A 17,990-nucleotide genomic window follows, 5' to 3' on the forward strand; every position below is an offset into this window, starting at 1 on the left:
GGAACTTGAATGCACTGGGCAGTTGCTAACACCGCCATTTCTGGGGCATTGATAACTGTACCGGGAGTTAGCAAAGTTGTTCCTGCTTGATAAAAAGCGCCTTTGTGCCTGACAAATGCTTGCGGTTTTTCAGGAGAAACCAAGATAAAAATACGATCGCCCTCACGCCTTGTTTCTTCCTGCATTACCACCGTATCAGCACCGACAGGCATCACCCCACCTGTAAAAATTCGCGCCGCTTGCCCCGATTGGACGGTATTTTGAGGCTGATATCCGGCTGGAATCTCTTCAACTACTTCGAGTACCACTGGTTTTTCGGCGCTACAGTTTTCTACATCAGCAAAGCGTACCGCGTACCCATCCATTGCCGAATTGTCCCAATAAGGAAAATCCAGGGAACCAGTGACGGCTGCTGCCAAAATGCGCCCCGATGCTGCCAGCAAGTCTACAGTTTCTACATCCCGCTGACTGTCGAGGGGTTGCGCCAAATTTAGAACGATCGATTCTGCTTCTTTCACTGACAGCATGACTGTCTCCTTATTTTGATAACACTCATGATTAAGTTTAGCAAAATCTCCAGAGATATTGGTGATATAATTTTTTTGTATTTTGGAAGGAAACCTAATTTTTGGTATTAATTGCTGATGACTATTTCTCGCTTGGTTGTCCGACTAAATTGTTTATCCTTCTTCCTAGTGGCGCTGCTGATAATTTTTACTCAACTTTCCGGCTTAAAAGTCAGCGATTTATTCTTTCACCCTTATTTTTCCCCCAATCCCAATGTCGCCTTGTTAACTCGGACTTTCCAGATTTTATGTTCTGTACCAGTCATTGTTTGTACTTTTACCTATAAATTAGCTCAAAGTATTCAACCGCGCACTTCAGAAAATCGATTTCTTCTCTTTTCGGCTTTGTTAACAGGTGGATTTTTACTAAATGAAATTTATAGAATTCATATATATATGGTAGCACAGGGAATTCCCAAGCTAGGAGTAAGTCTTTTTTACGCCGTTGTTTTGTCATCCTACGGATGGTTTTTTCGGCGAGAACTACAGTTGACTCCCTACCAAATACTGTTAGCTGGTTTGGGATTGTTGTTTTTTGCGATCGGCGTAGATTCTTTGCATTTTAAAAACAAGATATTCTCCAGTTTACTAGAGGGAGTACCTAAATTGTTTAGTGAAATCAACATTGCATTTTATTATTGGTATGTCTGTAAGTCTTTTCTCCAAAAAGCTTTTTATAAAACTAGGTAAATCTAGTTGTAAGTAGGTGATATAATGATATCACAAGTGCCTCCCAAAAACTACTAATCAAATCCTCTTTTCCACATCAATAATATTTACAGCATCTGCATCGCTCGGCATTTATCCGCCTGCACATACATTATGTGGCAGAAAAATCCCAACGCATCCTGATAAAATACCATGATATCAGTTACCATCAACTTCAACTCCATAGTTAAACTAACCGACGACCAATTTTATCAACTGTGTCGCGAAAACCCAGATGTCAAATTTGAACGCAACGCCAAAGGAGAAATAATCATCATGCCACCTACCGGAGGAGAAACAGGAAATTACAACTTTGAAATAGCTACTGATTTGGGAATTTGGAACCGACAAACCAAACTGGGAATTTGTTTCGATTCTTCAACTTGCTTCAAACTGCCCAGCGGTGCAAATCGTTCTCCCGATGTCTCTTGGATAAAAAAGGAAAGATGGGACGCACTTACTGCCGAACAAAAACAAAAATTCCCTCCCATCGCCCCAGATTTTGTCTTGGAATTAATGTCGCCCACCGATAGTTTAAAAGATACCCAAGACAAAATGCAAGAATACATGAATAACCAAGTAAAGCTAGGCTGGTTAATCCACCGCAAAACCCGCCGATTTGAAATATATCGCCAAGGACAAGAAGTCGAAATACTGGAATCTCCTGCAGAACTTTCAGGAGAAGATGTTTTACCGGGTTTCGTGCTAAACTTGCAGCTAGTCTGGCAATAACTAACAAGTCTGCATCCATCAGCGTCTATTGGCGTTCATTTGCGGTTAAAAATCTAATGGAAACTAAAGAAACCACTGGCTTAACAGCCGAACAACACAAACAGAAAATGCAGCGCCGCCAAGAAGTACAGGCGCAGCGAATCGCTAACTCCTCAAAAGAAAAAGGTTTAATTATAGTCAATACGGGTAACGGTAAAGGCAAAACCACAGCCGCTTTGGGAATGGTTGTGCGATCGCTCGGTCACGGATACCGCGTCGCCATAGTACAATTTATCAAGGGAGCTTGGGAACCCGCAGAAAAAGCCGTTTTTCAACTCTGGGAAAAACAGTTAGAATTCCACGCCATGGGGGAAGGCTTTACCTGGGACACGCAAGACCGCGATAGAGATATCGAAATAGCTCAAAAAGCCTGGGAAAAATCCCTAACTTTTATCTGCAATCCCGAATTTAAATTAGTTCTTCTAGATGAAGTTAATATAGCATTAAAACTAGGTTATTTGCGCGTAGATCAAGTAATCTCCGGGTTAGAAAAAAAACCTGAACAAACCCACATTATTTTAACAGGCAGAGGCGCGCCAGATGCACTAATTGAACGAGCCGATTTGGTGACAGAAATGACATTAGTTAAGCATCCATTCCGAGAACAAGGTATTAAAGCTCAACCAGGTATTGAGTATTAATGTTTTTTGCAGTTAGGACTTTTTCACCAATCTCACATCTAAAATCTTAAATATATCCTACGCTGGCAACGTTAAAGTAAAAGTTGACCCCTTGCCAAACTCGCTACTCACAGTAATTTCTCCCCCCAGCATCTGAGAGTATTTCTGCGCTATTGCCAAACCCAAACCCGTACCTCCGTACTTGCGGGTAGTCGAAGCATCAGCTTGCGTAAAAGGTTGAAATAACTTTTGTAGCTGTTCAGGAGTAATCCCAATTCCCGTATCCGTACACTTAATAATTAACTGTTCTGAATCCCAACTATTCTCGTCATTTTTAAATTTTTCAACGCTGAGTGTAATTGTCCCTTTATGAGTAAACTTAGCTGCATTGCTGAGTAAATTAAATAAAATTTGAGTAAACTTAATTTGATCGGAATACAATTCGCCAATATTATTAGGACACTCAACATTCAGGCGATTAGTGTTTCGCAAAAATAGCGGTTCAACAGTTCTCGCTACATCTTGAACTGCCTCCGACACGTCAAAAGTTTCTAATTCAAGTTCCGCGTGACCGGCTTCAATCTTCGACAAGTCTAGAATATCATTAATTAAGGAAAGTAAAAGCTGACCTGAATTGTGAATTCTCTCCAAATCCGACACAAAATTTTCTTCTCCCAAATCTACAGCCTCTTCTTGCAGAATCTCACTGTAACCAATAATCGCATTCAGAGGAGTTCGCAGTTCGTGGCTCATGTTAGCCAAAAACTGACTTTTAGCCAAATTAGCTGCTTCTGCCGCTTCCTTTGCCTTGTATAGTTCTGCCTCGGCTTGCAAGCGGTTGGTCACGTCGTGAGCCAGCACTAATTCAGCATTTCTGCTATCAAATAGCATGGCATAAGAAGTAATTTCAACATCAATAATTGTTCCGTCTTTTTTCTGGTGCTGCCACACGCCTGCAAACTCAATACCGGCCTCTACTTGGGAGGAATTTTCTAGCAATCTCGGTAGCTCTTGGGGGGGGCGAATGTCCGCAACGGTCATGTTGAGAAATTCGTCGCGAGTGTAGCCGTAGTGTTGGACAGCAGCCTGATTGACAGCTATAAATTCCAGAGTTTCTAAATCGTAAACCCACATCGGATGGGGGTTATTTTTAAACAAAAGTCTGTAGCGTTCTTCCGAGGCTCGCAGTTCTGCTTCGGCTTGTTTGCGCTCGGTAATGTCGCGGACAACGGTGCAAATAATCTCGCGGCCGCCGTAGGAAATCACGCTCCCGCTCACTTCCACATCCACGCAGGAACCGTCTCGGCGGCGGTAGAGAACTTCGCCAATTCTGAATTGTTTGTCCGTCAGCAGCAACTCGATATTGTTGTCAATTAGGTCTTTAGAGTAAGCGATGATATCGTAAATAGTTAGTTGCGAAATGGCATCAGGACTGTAATCGAGCAAGTCTCTAAACGCTGTATTGGCTTCCAAAAGGCGTTTGGTTTGAGCGTCCCACAGGAATATACAATCTGTAGCTTGCTCGACTACGGCTCGGTATCGGGCTTTTTCCTCAAGTTGTTCACTTTCGGCTTGGGCGATCGCACTCAACATTCCGTTGATAGTATGGGCAAGGTCGGACAACTCGTCTTCGCCCGTTACCGGTAGTCGCACCGAGAGGTCTTGGCTGCTGCTGACGCGCTTCACTGCTTTCGCCAAACCGCTCAACCGAGACAGCACTAGACGCTCTAGCAGCAGCAGAGTGCAGCCGACCAACCCAACTCCGGCTAACGCTACAGACCCGAGCAGGTACAGCAAACTAATTTGACCTTGCCGATATATTTCTCTGGGGATATCAACCCGCAATAGCAGCGCAGGTTGGTTGTAAATATCCCGGATCAGAGCGTAACCCGCGATCGACTCTTCGCTTAAAGGACGCACCAAAATCGGTTTTTTTTCCGACAGTTTCTCCCGCATTTGCTGAAAGTCAGCAGGCAAATGAGCCTCATTAACGCTATGTACGATCAGCGGCAAGCGAGTAATTTTAGAAACTTTCGCAATACCAGCAGCATCCAAATTGCGCCCGAATATCAGCGTACCTCGGATCGGGCCGGTGCTTTTAGTCGTGAGAATAGGCCGGGAAGTAATCAGTATTGGCCCTGACGGTAGCAGCAGGATACCAGCGAGGCTGCTTTTGGCGTTGGGGTGCTGCAACAGCGGGTCGCTGAGAGAAATGCGCCGTTTTAATGCTTCTGGAACAGGCGTTAGTTTCAGCTTTTGGCTGTCTAAACCCGTACTGTAAACTATTTTGCCAGAAGTATTGACAAATATGGCTATATTAACTCTTATATTAGCCAGCCCTTCTGGAATTAAATTGGAGGCAATGAATTTTGAGTTGCGGTTTTGGATGAAAGTGTAGGTGTCGTCCCAGGACGACCAGTCGGCAAAGCGCGAGTTAAAGTCATCTGCGGTTTGCCCGAACACATTGAGCACTCCCTTGACAACCTGTGTGGCTTCTTGTTCCTCTGCTTTGATCATGCTGCCCAAGAGGATGCTTGAGGAGGCGACATACAGAATGCCAGTCAATCCAGCGATGGTAATGCCAATGATCGATAGTGTTTTCCGACGCAGTTTCATCTTGCCATGTGTGTGGTGTCCGTCCGAAATTCTCAACTCAGGAGCAATTTTACTACTGTTTCCTGAACCCTGACCGAAAGCAATTTGGTCCGGGGGCTCCCGATATATCAGTGGGGTTGCTTTCTTCAAATCTAAAATCTAAAATCTAAAATCTAAAATCTAAAATCGATTGACTGGTGGCGCAGCGCGTGTTTCCTACTTTTCCCACACCTGCTGTTTGTGAGATTCTTTGCAAATACCCAAGATGCGCCGATCGTTGTCGCTGATGGTGGAAATTGGGTAATATTGTTGCAGGTTTACGGAGTAGGGAGAGCGACTGCCGTCGTAACTGTCCACTACTATTAAATTTAACTGAGTTCGATCGCTTGTGCCGTAAAAACAGTAAAAAGCAGACCGAGGCAGGTAAAAAGCGCCGACTACCTTACTCTGCCGCATTTCAAATACAAAATATTCTTGTTTAATTTCCTCTGGCTTGCTCGACTGGCCGTAGAGGTAAATGCCATCTGCTAAACCTGTGCTAGCTGTATCTGGCTCAGGATTTGGCGGAGATTGCGAGCTTAAAACGCCGGATTTGATGTCCGAGTCGTGTGCCCGGCGTGCGGGGAATGCGATGCTCAAGTTACCGGGCCAGAGAGCAAGCACGATCGCGATCGCTTCTAAACTTCGTGTCAATATCAAATAAGTCAAAACCACTCCCGACCCCAAAATTTAAAATAGCTGGTTCCAAACGCCTCTTGTACCAGTTTCACAAAGATTGTAGAGAAACCGGGTATTTTGCTTAATGTTGGCTATTAACTTGAAGGAACGATCGCCCGCCCGATGCCTGAACTTAAATCTAAGCTTAGCTGTGATAAATTTTGCGTCCACCCTGATTGGGAGATCCACCCGTCCAATAATACCATTTTAGATTTTAAGTTTTATAGTCTTGGACGCATATACTACGATTTTCTGTCCGAAGACAACGTAGTGAACCAATCTCAAACCCTTGATTTAACTTCGATAGTGCGTCAGTCCTGTTTGAGATTAAAGAATGCAGTAATTGGGAATGCCCTATTGCCTAATGGTTTGAATTGCTGGCCTACATTAACATTCTTTTTTTTAAACTGGTATAGACATAAAAAAAAGTTGAGATTTTGGTAAATCTCAACTTTTTTATTAGTGACTAACTAGCCAAGTATTCTCGAACTTGAGATTGGCGTCGCCGCAGGTGGGCAAGGGCTTGATGTTCTAGCTGCCGCACCCGTTCCCGACTGAGATTTAACCGTTCTCCGACTTTCGCCAGAGACATTTCTGTGCCGTCCTCCAAACCGAAGCGCAGAATTATCACATCTCGCTGCTGGGGGGTCAGTTCTGATATCAAAGTATCGAGGTCTTGCCGCAGCAACTCCGAGGTAATGTAGTTGTCTGGAGATGCAGTTTCGTCTTCTAAGAGTTCTTGCAGTTCGGTATCTTGGTTGTCTCCTACCCGCAAGTCCAAAGAAACTGGATGTCTTGCCATCAGCAGGTATTCCCGAATTTGGGAAGGGTGCAGTTCCAAAGCTGCAGCAATTTCGGCAGGAGAGGGAGACCGGCCCAACTGTTGGGTAAGTTCCCGCTGCACTTTTTTGATTTTGTTGAGTTTTTCGGTGATGTGAATTGGCAATCGAATTGTGCGGGCGTGTTGGGCGATCGCGCGGGTAATTGCTTGGCGAATCCACCAGTAGGCATAGGTAGAAAATTTGTATCCCCGCATCGGGTCAAATTTTTCAACTCCTCGTTCTAAACCAAGGGTGCCTTCTTGAATTAGATCCAAGAATTCCATATTGCGTTTCTGGTATTTTTTGGCGATCGCCACTACTAGCCGCAAATTCGCTTCAATCATCTTTTGCTTGGCCCGCCGCCCTATGTGTAAGATGCGGCTAAGTTCAGGTTCGGTCAACTCCATTTCGGCAGCCCACTCTTGATTCGTCAGATCCCGCTGCCATTCTTTAGCAAGTGCTTGTTTTGCTTCGATTAATTTCATCATTTGCTGCACCTGCTTCCCGAAAACAATTTCTTCTTCTCGGGTTAGCAGGGGTACGCGACCGATCTCGTGCAGATAGGTACGAACCGTATCCGTTGAGGAGTATGGCCGGCTGCCCATGCGATCGGCTTTCACTGTTTTGTTTTTGGGGGTTGTGGTGGACATGGGTGAGTATTGCACTCCTTGTAACAACAGATAAAAAGTTGGTGATACCCTGTCCCACTTTTGCAAGTGGGATAAAGACTGCGACAAAGGGGATGTTTCCCCTCCTGTTTATCGGTGACGATCGGTAGAAGCTTTTTGTTTGGGATTACTTTTGTGCTGGATTTTCCAGTAATCGCCGTCGATTTTCGGTAGCTCGCTAGCTTTAACGGCTAGTTCCAGGCGAAGTGAAGCAAGAGTTTAGTTTTCTCAATATTATTCCCAATTTTGAGGATCGTAAAGGGTAAAAACCTCTGTCTTAAGGTCAAGATTCTACATTTTTCCTTAAGGTTTTGAATTCCCTGTTAGTTTTAACTGCCACTCAACTTCACAATACTCATGCAAACAGACTCATGCAATTCGAGGGCTTTGTTTTGCTCTCTGTTCCATCATCGCTTGAAATTTTCTCGCTGCCTAGATGGTGGGATGCGAGATAACCGAACTCGATCGCCGTATTAGATGCCAGTAACTGTTTAAAATATTTATTGACATTTTTATTTAAATATGCTAATTCAATTCTGCTACGAGTAACGACAAGGTGTATAAAGGCTGGCTGTTGCCCTGTTTGACTTTCATTGTGCCCCTAGGCTCCATCATCTCCATCATCTTTAAGCTTATGCAAATTTTGGGCAGTTAGGGATGAGGGGTGAGGGGGTGAAAGGGGAAAAGCTTCTAACTCAAAGCTGGGGTCTAAGTTTTTCGACGTTCGATCGCACTTTCTAGTTAAAGAGATTTTAAGGGCGATTCCCTACGGTATAGCTACGCACGCGCGTACTTTGTAGCTCGTATAATTCTCCAGGCTAGATTAAACCCGCAACAAAAGCTACCACTCTCTATTAAAATTAGCACAAAAGCTCGATCGGGTGCTGCAATGAAAGCTAAAAATTTCCCACAATTAGCATTACTATCGCTGGTGTGTGTCGCCTGTGTGCAAAACCCATTGGCACAAGCACCCGCCGCGCCGTCCGCACCCAATATCCCAACTCCTACGCCAATTCAAACTCCATCAATTTCACCTCCCGTTCAAACACCAATAGCACAAGAACCCGCCGCATCCCCCGCACCCAATAATCCAACTCCTACGCCAATTCAGACTCAATCTCCAAAACCAAGTCCGACTCAAACGAGTTTAGATGTTGCCCAAAAACCTACAAACTCTCTGCCACCTGCACAAACTTACGACCTGCGCGTTATCGATAACCAACTATGGAGACGGCTGACAAAAATTACCTTTGGTGAAGATAGCATTATAGTGACTATGGTGATTACCAATGGTAGCAAGGAAGTTGTAATACTTAATGCTGAAAATAGTATGTATCTCTACGACAACGATGGGCAACGATATAATTTATTACCTCCCTCCAATAATACCCAAATTATGATTAAACCAGGCACTACGCTCAAAGGGCAGTTTGTATTCGTAGGTTGGTTACAACCGAAAGCAAATAATTTGCGGATATATTCGACTATCAATGATTCGAGGAGTTTTATTACCCTATTCGACAAGATTCCAATTGACAGGTGATTGAAAATGAAAAAGCTAATTAGACTGATTAATACTACGATAATCTCATCATTACTTTTCGCGACCTCATCCTCTCAGTTGGCTGCTAGTAAATCCGCTAAAGTCGATACTGTTGAATCAGAATCAACAGCAGTTACAACCTTAGAAGTAATACCAATTACTCCTACTACAGTAAAAGTTGAAATTATTGCTCAGACTACAGTAAATATTGAGAATATCACCGCTAATCAAACTGCGACAGAGGAGCAGCTACCAACACAAATAACAACCGAGACTGTCAAAAACATTGAAACAGAGTTGAACGCCGAAAAAGTACCTGAAGGCATCAGAATTAATGTGCCAGAAACTATTTTATTTGATTTTGACAAATATAACGTCCGCGCCCAAGCTAAACCCACTCTCACCAAGATCAATCTGCTGCTGAGACATTACAAAAACGCCCAAATATTCATCAACGGACACACCGACAACCACGGGGAAGATTCCTATAATCTCGAACTTTCCCAGAAGCGAGCCACAGCGGTAAAATATTATTTTATCAACGTTTTCAAGGTTCAGAATACCCGAATGCAAACCAAAGGGTACGGCAAAACTAAACCGATTTCTCCTAATAATAATTTAGACGGCTCAGACAACCCGGTGGGGAGAGAGAAAAACCGCCGCGTTGAATTAATTATTAAAACATAGGAAGTAGATTATTTTACGGCAGATGCACGCAGATCAACGCTGATAAAAAGGGATTTTATAAGGGTTTAATCTGTTGTTAAAATCCTAAATCCATTTTGGCAGATTCTGCCTCGGCAAATACTTGTTCATCGGGCATTTCTTGCCAGTCAATATCCCCGATTTCCCTGTAGAATTGCTCGTCGTAAGGACGAGTTTGCACGACGACGGGCATCGGTACGGCGTGCCCCAAAACTAATGCTTGCTGTTTGGAGTCGAGTTTTGCCAAAACCGATCGCAAACTCTGCCCTCCCGAAACGCCAGTAAAAATAGCGTCGATGTCTTTATCATCGTTTAGCAAAGCTGTGATCCGCGTTCCGACTTGCGACATGACTTCGGCATCGATGCCGGAGGGACGCTGGTCTACAATTAGCAGGGTGACAAAGTATTTTCGCATTTCTCGCGCGATCGTACCGAAAATAGTCGATCGCACGATCGCCGGATCGAGAAAGCGGTGAGCTTCCTCTATGGTAATCACCAACGGCTGCGGGCGTTCGCACGGATTTTTGCTCTGCAAAAACTTCTCCGCTTTCCGCACGTAAGCTTGGTGAATGCGGCGAGTAATCACGTTTGCCGCCAACATATACGACAGCAAATCCGAGTGGGAACCAAACTCAATTACTACATTCTTCCCGCCATCCAAACACTGCAAAACTTCAGTTACATAATTTTTAGGGCAGCGTGTGCGAATATACTTCAAATCATTCAGTCGCTCTAATTTGCGCTGCAAAGCCATAATCGAAGACTTATTTCCCCGCTTTTCTTCGCAAAACATTGAAATATCTTCATTGCTCATTTCCAGCAACTTGTTGATCCAACCGCTTCCCAACTCATTTCGCAAAATAATCGCATTTTCGATACTAGCTTCCGACAAATTTAACTCGCGCTGCACCAGCGCGATGTCTTCCACCTCAATTTGATCGAAACTCAAAAACAACTCTTGAGCATCGCGGACTCCCCGGCGTTTTGTCGATTCTGGATCGAGGGTATAAATCTGCATTTTATCGGGAAACAACTGCCGCAAACCTTTAACAGTGCTGAACTGTTTCCCTTCCGAAACTGCTTCCCACCCGTACTCCGAGTGCATATCAAAAATTAGATTGACAGCAGCTTGCTTGCGAATAATTCCCGACAATAGCAAGCGAGTCAGAAAAGATTTTCCCGTTCCCGACTTGCCAAAAACTCCGTTGCTGCGTTCCACAAATCGGTCTAAATCCAAGCACACAGCAACATCCATGTCAATCGGTTTGCCGATCGCAAAATTGCGGCGGTACGGGTCATCTTCCCAGCCAAAAACTGCCCGAAAATCCGTTTCTTTGGCATCAAACACCTGCGAAAAGTGGCTGGGAATAGTTTTGACAGGCAGCAACTCAATATCCGCGCCCGTTTGTGACTCAAAAGAAGCCAAATTTCCTAACGCCAGCTTATTCTCGCGAACTCCGCCGTTTTTCGTCGGGTCGAAAATTGCCTGCTGTTTTTCTCGTTCAGCAGTCAACATCAACATCGGCGACAGTTCGATCGTACCGTAGGTGCTGCTACCGGCTAGCACTGCGAGCAGAAAATCGTCGTCGGGATTGGGAGGATTCGATAAAATGCGGGCGCTAGAAGTTCCGAGAGACACGTCGGTGAGCATACAGAAAAAGTGCGATCGCACCCCCCGCACTACTAGAAATTTCCCCACCCTCATATCTTCCACCGAAACGTCGGCGTGCAGTCGCACTTCTAATCCCTTGCTCAGAGAACCTTGAATAACAGAGCCTAACGGTCGATCCATTTTAGATTTTAGATTTTAGATTTTAGATTGTTAATAATCGAGCAATTTTCGCTGGGCGAGTTTTGATTTTAGATTTTCGATTGTTAACAGTCAACTAATTACCATTCCGATTCTAGTGGCAATTCAAAATAACTCGGACTCAGATGTATATCGGTCAAATCCGTTTCGCTCAAATAAGCGTCGGTCAAAAATACCCCTTTTAAACTTGCGCCTTTGAGGTTAGTACCTTTCAGGTTAGCACCTCTGAGATTAACTCGGAATAAATGAGCATCGCTCAAGTCTGCCTCAGTTAAATCTGCTCCCTCCAAATTTACTCTCATCAAATCTGCTTTTCGGAGGTCAGCTTCCGTTAACTTAGCGCCGCTGAGGTCAGCTTTTGTCAAGTCTACACCTCTCAAGTCGGCCCCGCTCAAGTTAGCGAACAGCAAAGTAGCTCCCGTGAAATCTGTCTCCCTCAAATCGGCATCCCTTAAATTAGCGCCGCTGAGGTCAGCCCTTGTTAAGTCTACACCCCGGAGGTCAGCAGAACTCAAGTTTACTTGGTGTAAAATTGCCCCACTTAAATCGGCTCCTCTCAAATCTGTTTGCTCTAAGTTTGCACCTTTGAGGTAAGCTTTTTTTAAGCTAGCTCTGCTGAGGTCTACATTTTTGAGATTAACCGAACTTAAGTTAGAACCGCTCAAATTAGCTCCGCTTAAATCTGATCCGTTTAAGTCGGCTCCCGTTAAGTTTACCCCTTGCAGCGATACATTGGGAGCAATTAAATAAGCTCCGCCCAGAGCGGGGTCAATGCCTTCTGAAAACAATGTTTTGTTGCTGTAAACAGCTTTCTCCAAAATCGTGCCGCTCAAACTAGCTTCCCTCAAGTCCGCTGCGCTGAGGTTGGCTCCTGCTAAGTTTGCCCGATCGAGTTTTGCGCCAAATAAAATAGCTTTGTATAAGTTTGTCCGCCGCAAATCGGCTCCTTTTAAATCGGCTTCGGTCAAATCTACCATAGCCAGATTTAAGCCAGGGAGCGAAGCATTGGGAGCTAGCAAAAATGCTCCCAGTGCACCCGGATCAATATCATCGGGAAAGATAGTCCGGTTGTTGTATACCGCCTTGTCTAAAATCGCCCCGCTCAACTGAGAACCGCGCAAATCTGCCCCGCTAAGGTTGGCTCTGGTTAAGTTGGCTTCGTGGAAATTGGCTCCAACTAAATTAGCCTTGATCAAACTTGCTTGTTTGAGGTTGGCGCCCGTGAATTCGGCTCCTACGAGATTAGCTTCTCGCAGGACAGCACCAGTCAAATCAGCTCTAGTAAGGTTAGCTAAATTAAGAAATGATTCAGCTAAATCCGCCCCGCTGAGATTAGCACCGCTGAGGTCGGCTTCAATCAAGTCTGCATACCTGAGCATAGCGCCGCTGAGGTTGGTTTCTCGGAGATCCGTGCCTCGGAGGTTGGCTCCCCGGAGTTCCGCACCGCCAAGGTTGGTGCCTTTAAGTGCTTGTCCCCTGAGATCGAGTCGGTGCAGAAAGTCACCAACGTTCATTTGCATGTCAAATTCACCCTCTCTATTCCGATACTTTTTTCCTAACCTTTGAAATCAAGTTAGATATTCTGAAAGTACCTTGGCTGAGTTCTGGTCAAAACCATTGTAATCATCAATAGCCACAACTGGTGCATCTGGCGGATAGTGTTCTGGAATATCGTCAATGGCTACCCAAGGTGAGTTTTCTGCTTGATTTTGTCGAAGATACTCAAGAACTTCCTGGTGTCGTAAATATTTGTGTTGGTGAATATTTTTGGGGTTGAGAAAAGGGGTGAATCCGATAACACGGATAGCGATATCTGGTGAAAATAATGGCTGGATTACCTCGAAGGGGAATATTTCACGCCAGGAAGATGAAATTACTATTCGCGCATTAGGATAGGAACGAAGCACGTTTTCAAAGTGATTAAGGCAAACCGAATTAAATTTCATTATATCTGTGTGCAAACTCGATGTTTCATGTCTTCTGTCAGGAATAAGTACACCATCAATGTCTAAAAAAATTAACATTAACTAAAAGTCCTAGTGAATATTTTAATAAGTATTAATACTCTTTGATGAGATAAATGTGCAGCGACGATTCTCTCTCAAGTGTTCGCTACATCGACTTGTTTGACTGCAATCAACATTGTTATTCACTGCTTTTATTTGTAGGTGCTTTCTGACGAAAGGAAGATGCTGGTATAAACAAGTATTGTTCTGAAATTCACACTTTTTCTTGGCTTCTGCCTTCCCCCCTGCTGGGGTAGGGGGGTTGGCTTCTACCTTCTGCCTTCAGGCAAGAGGAGCAAAACTGTAGATTTTTTGAGGTTCGAGCCGATCGCAAATTCCGGTTAATTCCGACAAAAGGAATGTCTCGCGATCGAGCTGGACTTGTAGGGTTTTGAGCGGATCTCCACCAGAGGAAACCATGAATTCTAATGTTTGCAAATTCGGCTCCGTGCTGATTTCGCCCAGAATTTTGCCGATCGCCCTGACGTAAGGATGATTTGGATCTTTGTACCAGTCGGGGGCTGCGAGTCCGGCTTGATCGAAGCCTAGATGAACGATGAGGGAGCCTTCTCCGAAAAGGGCTATTCCCACCGGCCGCGCTTCTTCTTGCAGCAGCAAGTGCTGGTTAGCCGCCAAATGTCGCAATTTTTCGAGGTGTTCGTACCGATTTTGAATGGCAGAATCTTCCTCTTTTCCTTCTGCTTTCTGGCTTCTACCTTCTTCCTTCGTTTCGTTCCACTGAATCGCCACTGTTACTAAATAAGTTTGCAGTAGCATATGACCGAGTTTTTCGGCTTTTGTTGCCAGATAGATCGAGTTGTAATCTGTGGCTTCAATTAGTAAGGGGACGCGATCGGCTACTTCAATCCCGTAACCTTTCAAACCCGCAATTTTGCGCGGGTTGTTGGTAATTAACCGAATTTTTTTAACTCCCAAATCGTTGAGCATTTGTGCTCCGACGCCGTAGTTCCGCAAGTCGGCGGGAAATCCCAACCGTTCGTTGGCTTCTACAGTATCCAATCCCAAATCTTGCAGCGAGTAAGCTTTTAGTTTATTTACCAATCCAATACCCCGACCTTCTTGGCGCAAGTAAACTATGACGCCAGAACCGACATTTTCGATCATTTTCAGTGCCGCTTGCAGTTGCATCCGGCAGTCGCAGCGCAAGGAACCCAAAGCATCGCCAGTCAGGCATTCGGAATGCACCCGCACCATCACGGGTTTATCTTTAAATTCTGCCGGGTCGCCCTTGACAATAGCAACGTGTTCTGAATTGTCTTGGGTGTCGCGGTAGGCGTAAATCATAAACTCGCCAAATTGAGTGGGCAATTTGGCGACGGTTTCGCGGCGGACGAATCGATCGTGCTTGAGTCGGTAGCTAATTAAGTCGGCAATACTGATTATTTTGAGGTTGTGGAGTTTAGCGTACTCGATTAATTCGGGCAACCTCGCCATCGAACCGTCGGGGTTTTGAATTTCGCATATGACGCCGCTGGGATACAGGCCAGCGAGTCTGGCGAGGTCAACCGAGGCTTCGGTGTGGCCGGCGCGTTTGAGGACGCCACCGTCGATCGCCCGCAGGGGGAAAATGTGACCGGGACGGCGCAAGTCTTGAGGTTTGGTGTCCGGGTGGATGGCTACTTGGATGGTGCGGGCTCTGTCTTCGGCGGAGATGCCGGTACTGACGCCGTTGACTGCATCGATGCTGACGGTGAAGGCAGTTTGGTTGTTGTCGGTGTTTTTGCTGACCATGAGGGGCAGTTCCAGGCGATCGAGCCTTTCGCCGCTCAATGCCAGACAAATCAAGCCCCGCGCGTTCACGGCCATGAAATTGATGTTGTCGGGGGTGGCGAATTGGGCAGCACAAATCACATCGCCTTCGTTTTCGCGATTTTCGTCATCGACTACTACCAGGGGGCGACCTGCTTTGAGGTCTGCCAGGGCGCTGTCAATTGAGTCAAATTGAAAGGATTGAGTTGAGGAGTTGTTATTTGGCACAGAGAATTTCAAGCTATAAACAGTAATGTTATGGAAATAGAATGTATTTGTGATTGTAACCTTTTGTTTCCGACAGGGCGATTCCCCAGTCCAGATGAGTTTGACAAGTTTTTTAAACTCACTTACTATAAATTTTACACTTTGTCAACAAAATATCTCCCCAATATTTCATGAGCTTGACTGATATCGCGAAGATTTTAGGTAAACCGTACTTTCAAGCTCCTAATTGCTTAATTTATAACATGGATTGTTTGGAAGCATTGAAGCTGCTGCCCGATCAATTTGTAGATTTAACCGTTACCAGCCCGCCTTATAACATCGGTAAAGAGTACGAAAAATCCTTGGTGTTAGATGAGTATTTAAACTGGTGCGAGCTGTGGATAGCGGAGGTTTACCGGGTAACCCTCGATCGAGGAGCGTTTTGGCTGAATTTAGGTTATTTGTCAATTCGCGATCGGGCCAAAGCAATTCCAATTTCCTAACTGCTTTGGGACAAAGTGCCTTTTTATCTGATTCAAGAAGTTGTCTGGAATTACGGCGCGGGAGTTGCCGACAGCAAGTTCTTTTCACCCCGCAATGAAAAGTTTCTCTGGTCTGTGAAAAATCAAAATAAGTATACATTTAATTTGGATGAAGTGCGCGACCCAAATGTGAAATATCCGAATCAGAAAAAGAACGGCAAGATTAAAGTAAACTTAAAAGGCAAAAATCCGACGGATGTTTGGCAGTTCCCAAAAGTTACGTCGGGGAAAAACCGAGCTTCAAAAGAACGCACGCCTCACCCCGCTCAATTTCCTGTTGCTGTTGTCGATCGCATCATCAAGTCTGCATCAAATTTAAACGACATTGTTTTAGATCCGTTTATGGGTTCCGGTACTACAGCAATTGTGGCTCTGGGTTTGCAGCGTCAAGTTATTGGATTTGAAATTAGGGCTGATTACTGTGAGATTGTCGCTAGTAGAATAGATATTTTTTTGACGGACAAGGAACTCACAGAAGCACAGTTATCTTTATTCTAAAGTTGGTAATTGCAGCAATTTATAAACTTTAACTATTTTATAGATTGGTATCAAATAGAACGTTGGAGGTTAAGTAAAGCGATCGCTGAACACTCAGCGGCAATCTCGCTTGGCTAGCTTACTGAAGCCGATAATTGCTCAAAAAATTAGGAATGTCTGCCTAAATTCATAAGTCCTGCGCCTTGAAAAATCAAATTTTACGAGAATGCAAAACACTCGTTTCACATTCTCGGCAGCAGTAACGCAAGCAGCACCCAAAGCCCCCAGAACCTGCACAAAACTCAAAAACAATGGTTGAAATCCGAGCAGGGTTCCCAAGAAGTCCAGGGAATGATTATTGTCACTCCGATGCTTGATGGCGTTGCCATCAACAAGTATTTTCCGGACAGACTGTTGAGAATGGATGGGCGGGTATGAATGACTAGCACAACCAGCGATACAGAGATTATTTTTACCTCTGCATCCGTTCAACTCCCGATCGATTGCTTGAATAGTAACTGCGAAGTCACAACACCAACCTGGAAAGAAATAGAATCCACGTCTCTACTCCCTCAAAAGGAACTGCAAGATCGGGAATGGCAAGGAGATTAAATTGATAGACCGCTAATTTGGGATTTACAGCCTCGCTTTTTTTGGTATTATTCTATAATGTTAAAGTCTTTTTTCTTCCTTTATTGTAGGGAATGGTACTGTTGTCATGGATTTTTTCGGTGCTTCGATCGCCTTTGTCTGTCAAGCGTTCGGTAGAAAAAGACGATAGGATTCGCTGTCTATCAGAATTCTGAAGCCCAGCCACATCAGCACAAAAGGGAAAATCTTGCTAGCATAACGGCTGAGAATCAAAGCAATACCAGGTAGATGCGTCAGAGTATAGGACATAAACAGCCAGCAGCAAATAAAAAAATAGCAAATCGGTACGATCACAGCCAGATTTTGAATGCTGCTACTAGCAAATAGGGGAATATAGATGCCAAGATTGTTACCACCGTTAGAAATCGTGACTGCGGAAACGCGATAAGTCTGCGGATCGCGAATTATTTCCCAGAGCGATCGCTGCCGAGAATCAAATCCGCGAAATTTAGAGTTTCTTTTCAGATTATCTGACTTATCTTCGGCTGAATCATCCTTGTTAAGGTTGAGTAAATTATTCAAGCCAATTAGTATCGGCAAAATCCCCAGTAGCCCTGTCCAAGTTGAGGGAATTGCTAGCCCCAGCAAGAAACCAACTAAACTTACCATGATTAAGGCAGTGAACCCTATAAGCTCACCCACCACAATGTGTTTAGGACGAAAAGTACGATTAACCTCACTGAAGAAAGCCGTCAGATAAATGTTGTCGTCAAACGTTGTTGCGACAGCAACAGCCAGTCCGATCTTAATTGTTGCAATTAACCAATCCATTACCATCTCTCACTCAACACCTATCCGATCGCCGAAACTACA

Annotated in this window: 14 protein-coding genes and 2 pseudogenes; 7 read left to right on the forward strand and 9 right to left on the reverse strand. The window is 44.6% G+C overall.

Annotated features, from left to right (window positions below; genetic code table 11):
- Positions 1 to 527: pseudogene (locus QUA45_RS10715) on the reverse strand (gephyrin-like molybdotransferase Glp); the annotation flags it as partial.
- A 117-nt stretch (positions 528 to 644) separates the two neighbouring features.
- Between QUA45_RS10715 and QUA45_RS10720 the strand changes: the two are divergent.
- From QUA45_RS10720 to cobO, 3 genes are all read left to right on the forward strand, one after another.
- A complete protein-coding gene (locus QUA45_RS10720; RefSeq protein ID WP_333220646.1) occupies positions 645 to 1,256 on the forward strand; it encodes a hypothetical protein in 612 nt (203 codons plus the stop codon).
- 171 nt (positions 1,257 to 1,427) lie between these two features.
- A complete protein-coding gene (locus QUA45_RS10725; protein ID WP_333220648.1) occupies positions 1,428 to 2,006 on the forward strand; it encodes a Uma2 family endonuclease in 579 nt (192 codons plus the stop codon).
- Between the two features lie 56 nt (positions 2,007 to 2,062).
- Positions 2,063 to 2,686 carry a cob(I)yrinic acid a,c-diamide adenosyltransferase gene (gene cobO / locus QUA45_RS10730; protein WP_333096090.1) on the forward strand — a complete coding sequence of 208 codons (624 nt, stop codon included), beginning with the start codon at positions 2,063 to 2,065 and terminating at the stop codon, positions 2,684 to 2,686.
- Positions 2,687 to 2,743: 57 nt separating this feature from the next.
- On the opposite strand, the gene QUA45_RS10735 is transcribed toward cobO, so the two are convergent.
- The 3 genes from QUA45_RS10735 to QUA45_RS10745 all read right to left on the reverse strand — a co-directional run bounded on the left by QUA45_RS10735 (position 2,744) and on the right by QUA45_RS10745 (position 7,448).
- Positions 2,744 to 5,281 (reverse strand): CHASE4 domain-containing protein, encoded by a 2,538-nt coding sequence (locus tag QUA45_RS10735; RefSeq protein ID WP_333220650.1) that lies wholly within the window; start codon positions 5,279 to 5,281, stop codon positions 2,744 to 2,746.
- 195 nt (positions 5,282 to 5,476) lie between these two features.
- Positions 5,477 to 5,974 carry a hypothetical protein gene (locus tag QUA45_RS10740; protein ID WP_333096088.1) on the reverse strand — a complete coding sequence of 166 codons (498 nt, stop codon included), beginning with the start codon at positions 5,972 to 5,974 and terminating at the stop codon, positions 5,477 to 5,479.
- A gap of 469 nt (positions 5,975 to 6,443) precedes the next feature.
- The gene (locus tag QUA45_RS10745; protein WP_333079500.1) at positions 6,444 to 7,448 is read right to left on the reverse strand and encodes an RNA polymerase sigma factor, RpoD/SigA family; all 1,005 of its coding nucleotides are present in this window, start codon (positions 7,446 to 7,448) and stop codon (positions 6,444 to 6,446) included.
- A 907-nt stretch (positions 7,449 to 8,355) separates the two neighbouring features.
- Here QUA45_RS10745 and QUA45_RS10750 point away from each other — a divergent pair.
- Positions 8,356 to 9,009, forward strand: coding sequence for a hypothetical protein (locus QUA45_RS10750; protein ID WP_333096087.1), 654 nt, complete (start codon positions 8,356 to 8,358; stop codon positions 9,007 to 9,009).
- 6 nt (positions 9,010 to 9,015) lie between these two features.
- Positions 9,016 to 9,696, forward strand: a complete 681-nt coding sequence (locus QUA45_RS10755) for an OmpA family protein (protein ID WP_333220652.1) — start codon at positions 9,016 to 9,018, stop codon at positions 9,694 to 9,696.
- Between the two features lie 76 nt (positions 9,697 to 9,772).
- Here QUA45_RS10755 and QUA45_RS10760 read toward each other — a convergent pair whose 3' ends face one another.
- From QUA45_RS10760 to ribBA, 4 genes are all read right to left on the reverse strand, one after another.
- Complete coding sequence (locus QUA45_RS10760; RefSeq protein ID WP_333220655.1) at positions 9,773 to 11,506, reverse strand: ATP-binding protein; 1,734 nt, start codon at positions 11,504 to 11,506, stop codon at positions 9,773 to 9,775.
- 98 nt (positions 11,507 to 11,604) lie between these two features.
- Entirely contained in the window at positions 11,605 to 13,044 is a 1,440-nt protein-coding gene (locus QUA45_RS10765; RefSeq protein ID WP_333096084.1) for a pentapeptide repeat-containing protein, read from the reverse strand.
- 48 nt (positions 13,045 to 13,092) lie between these two features.
- Positions 13,093 to 13,548 carry an HAD domain-containing protein gene (locus tag QUA45_RS10770; RefSeq protein ID WP_333096083.1) on the reverse strand — a complete coding sequence of 152 codons (456 nt, stop codon included), beginning with the start codon at positions 13,546 to 13,548 and terminating at the stop codon, positions 13,093 to 13,095.
- Between the two features lie 264 nt (positions 13,549 to 13,812).
- On the reverse strand, positions 13,813 to 15,528 hold the full coding sequence (gene ribBA, locus QUA45_RS10775) for a bifunctional 3,4-dihydroxy-2-butanone-4-phosphate synthase/GTP cyclohydrolase II (RefSeq protein WP_333096082.1): 1,716 nt from the start codon (positions 15,526 to 15,528) through the stop codon (positions 13,813 to 13,815).
- Positions 15,529 to 15,770: 242 nt separating this feature from the next.
- Here ribBA and QUA45_RS10780 point away from each other — a divergent pair.
- Positions 15,771 to 16,547: pseudogene (locus QUA45_RS10780) on the forward strand (DNA-methyltransferase).
- Positions 16,548 to 16,964: 417 nt separating this feature from the next.
- The gene (locus tag QUA45_RS10785; RefSeq protein WP_333100830.1) at positions 16,965 to 17,138 is read left to right on the forward strand and encodes a hypothetical protein; all 174 of its coding nucleotides are present in this window, start codon (positions 16,965 to 16,967) and stop codon (positions 17,136 to 17,138) included.
- 141 nt (positions 17,139 to 17,279) lie between these two features.
- Here QUA45_RS10785 and QUA45_RS10790 read toward each other — a convergent pair whose 3' ends face one another.
- A complete protein-coding gene (locus QUA45_RS10790) occupies positions 17,280 to 17,948 on the reverse strand; it encodes a cadmium resistance transporter (RefSeq protein WP_333100828.1) in 669 nt (222 codons plus the stop codon).
- Between the last annotated feature and the right edge of the window lie 42 nt (positions 17,949 to 17,990).

Source organism: Microcoleus sp. Pol12A5 (assembly GCF_036701435.1).
Classification (GTDB): Bacteria; Cyanobacteriota; Cyanobacteriia; order Cyanobacteriales; family Microcoleaceae; genus Microcoleus.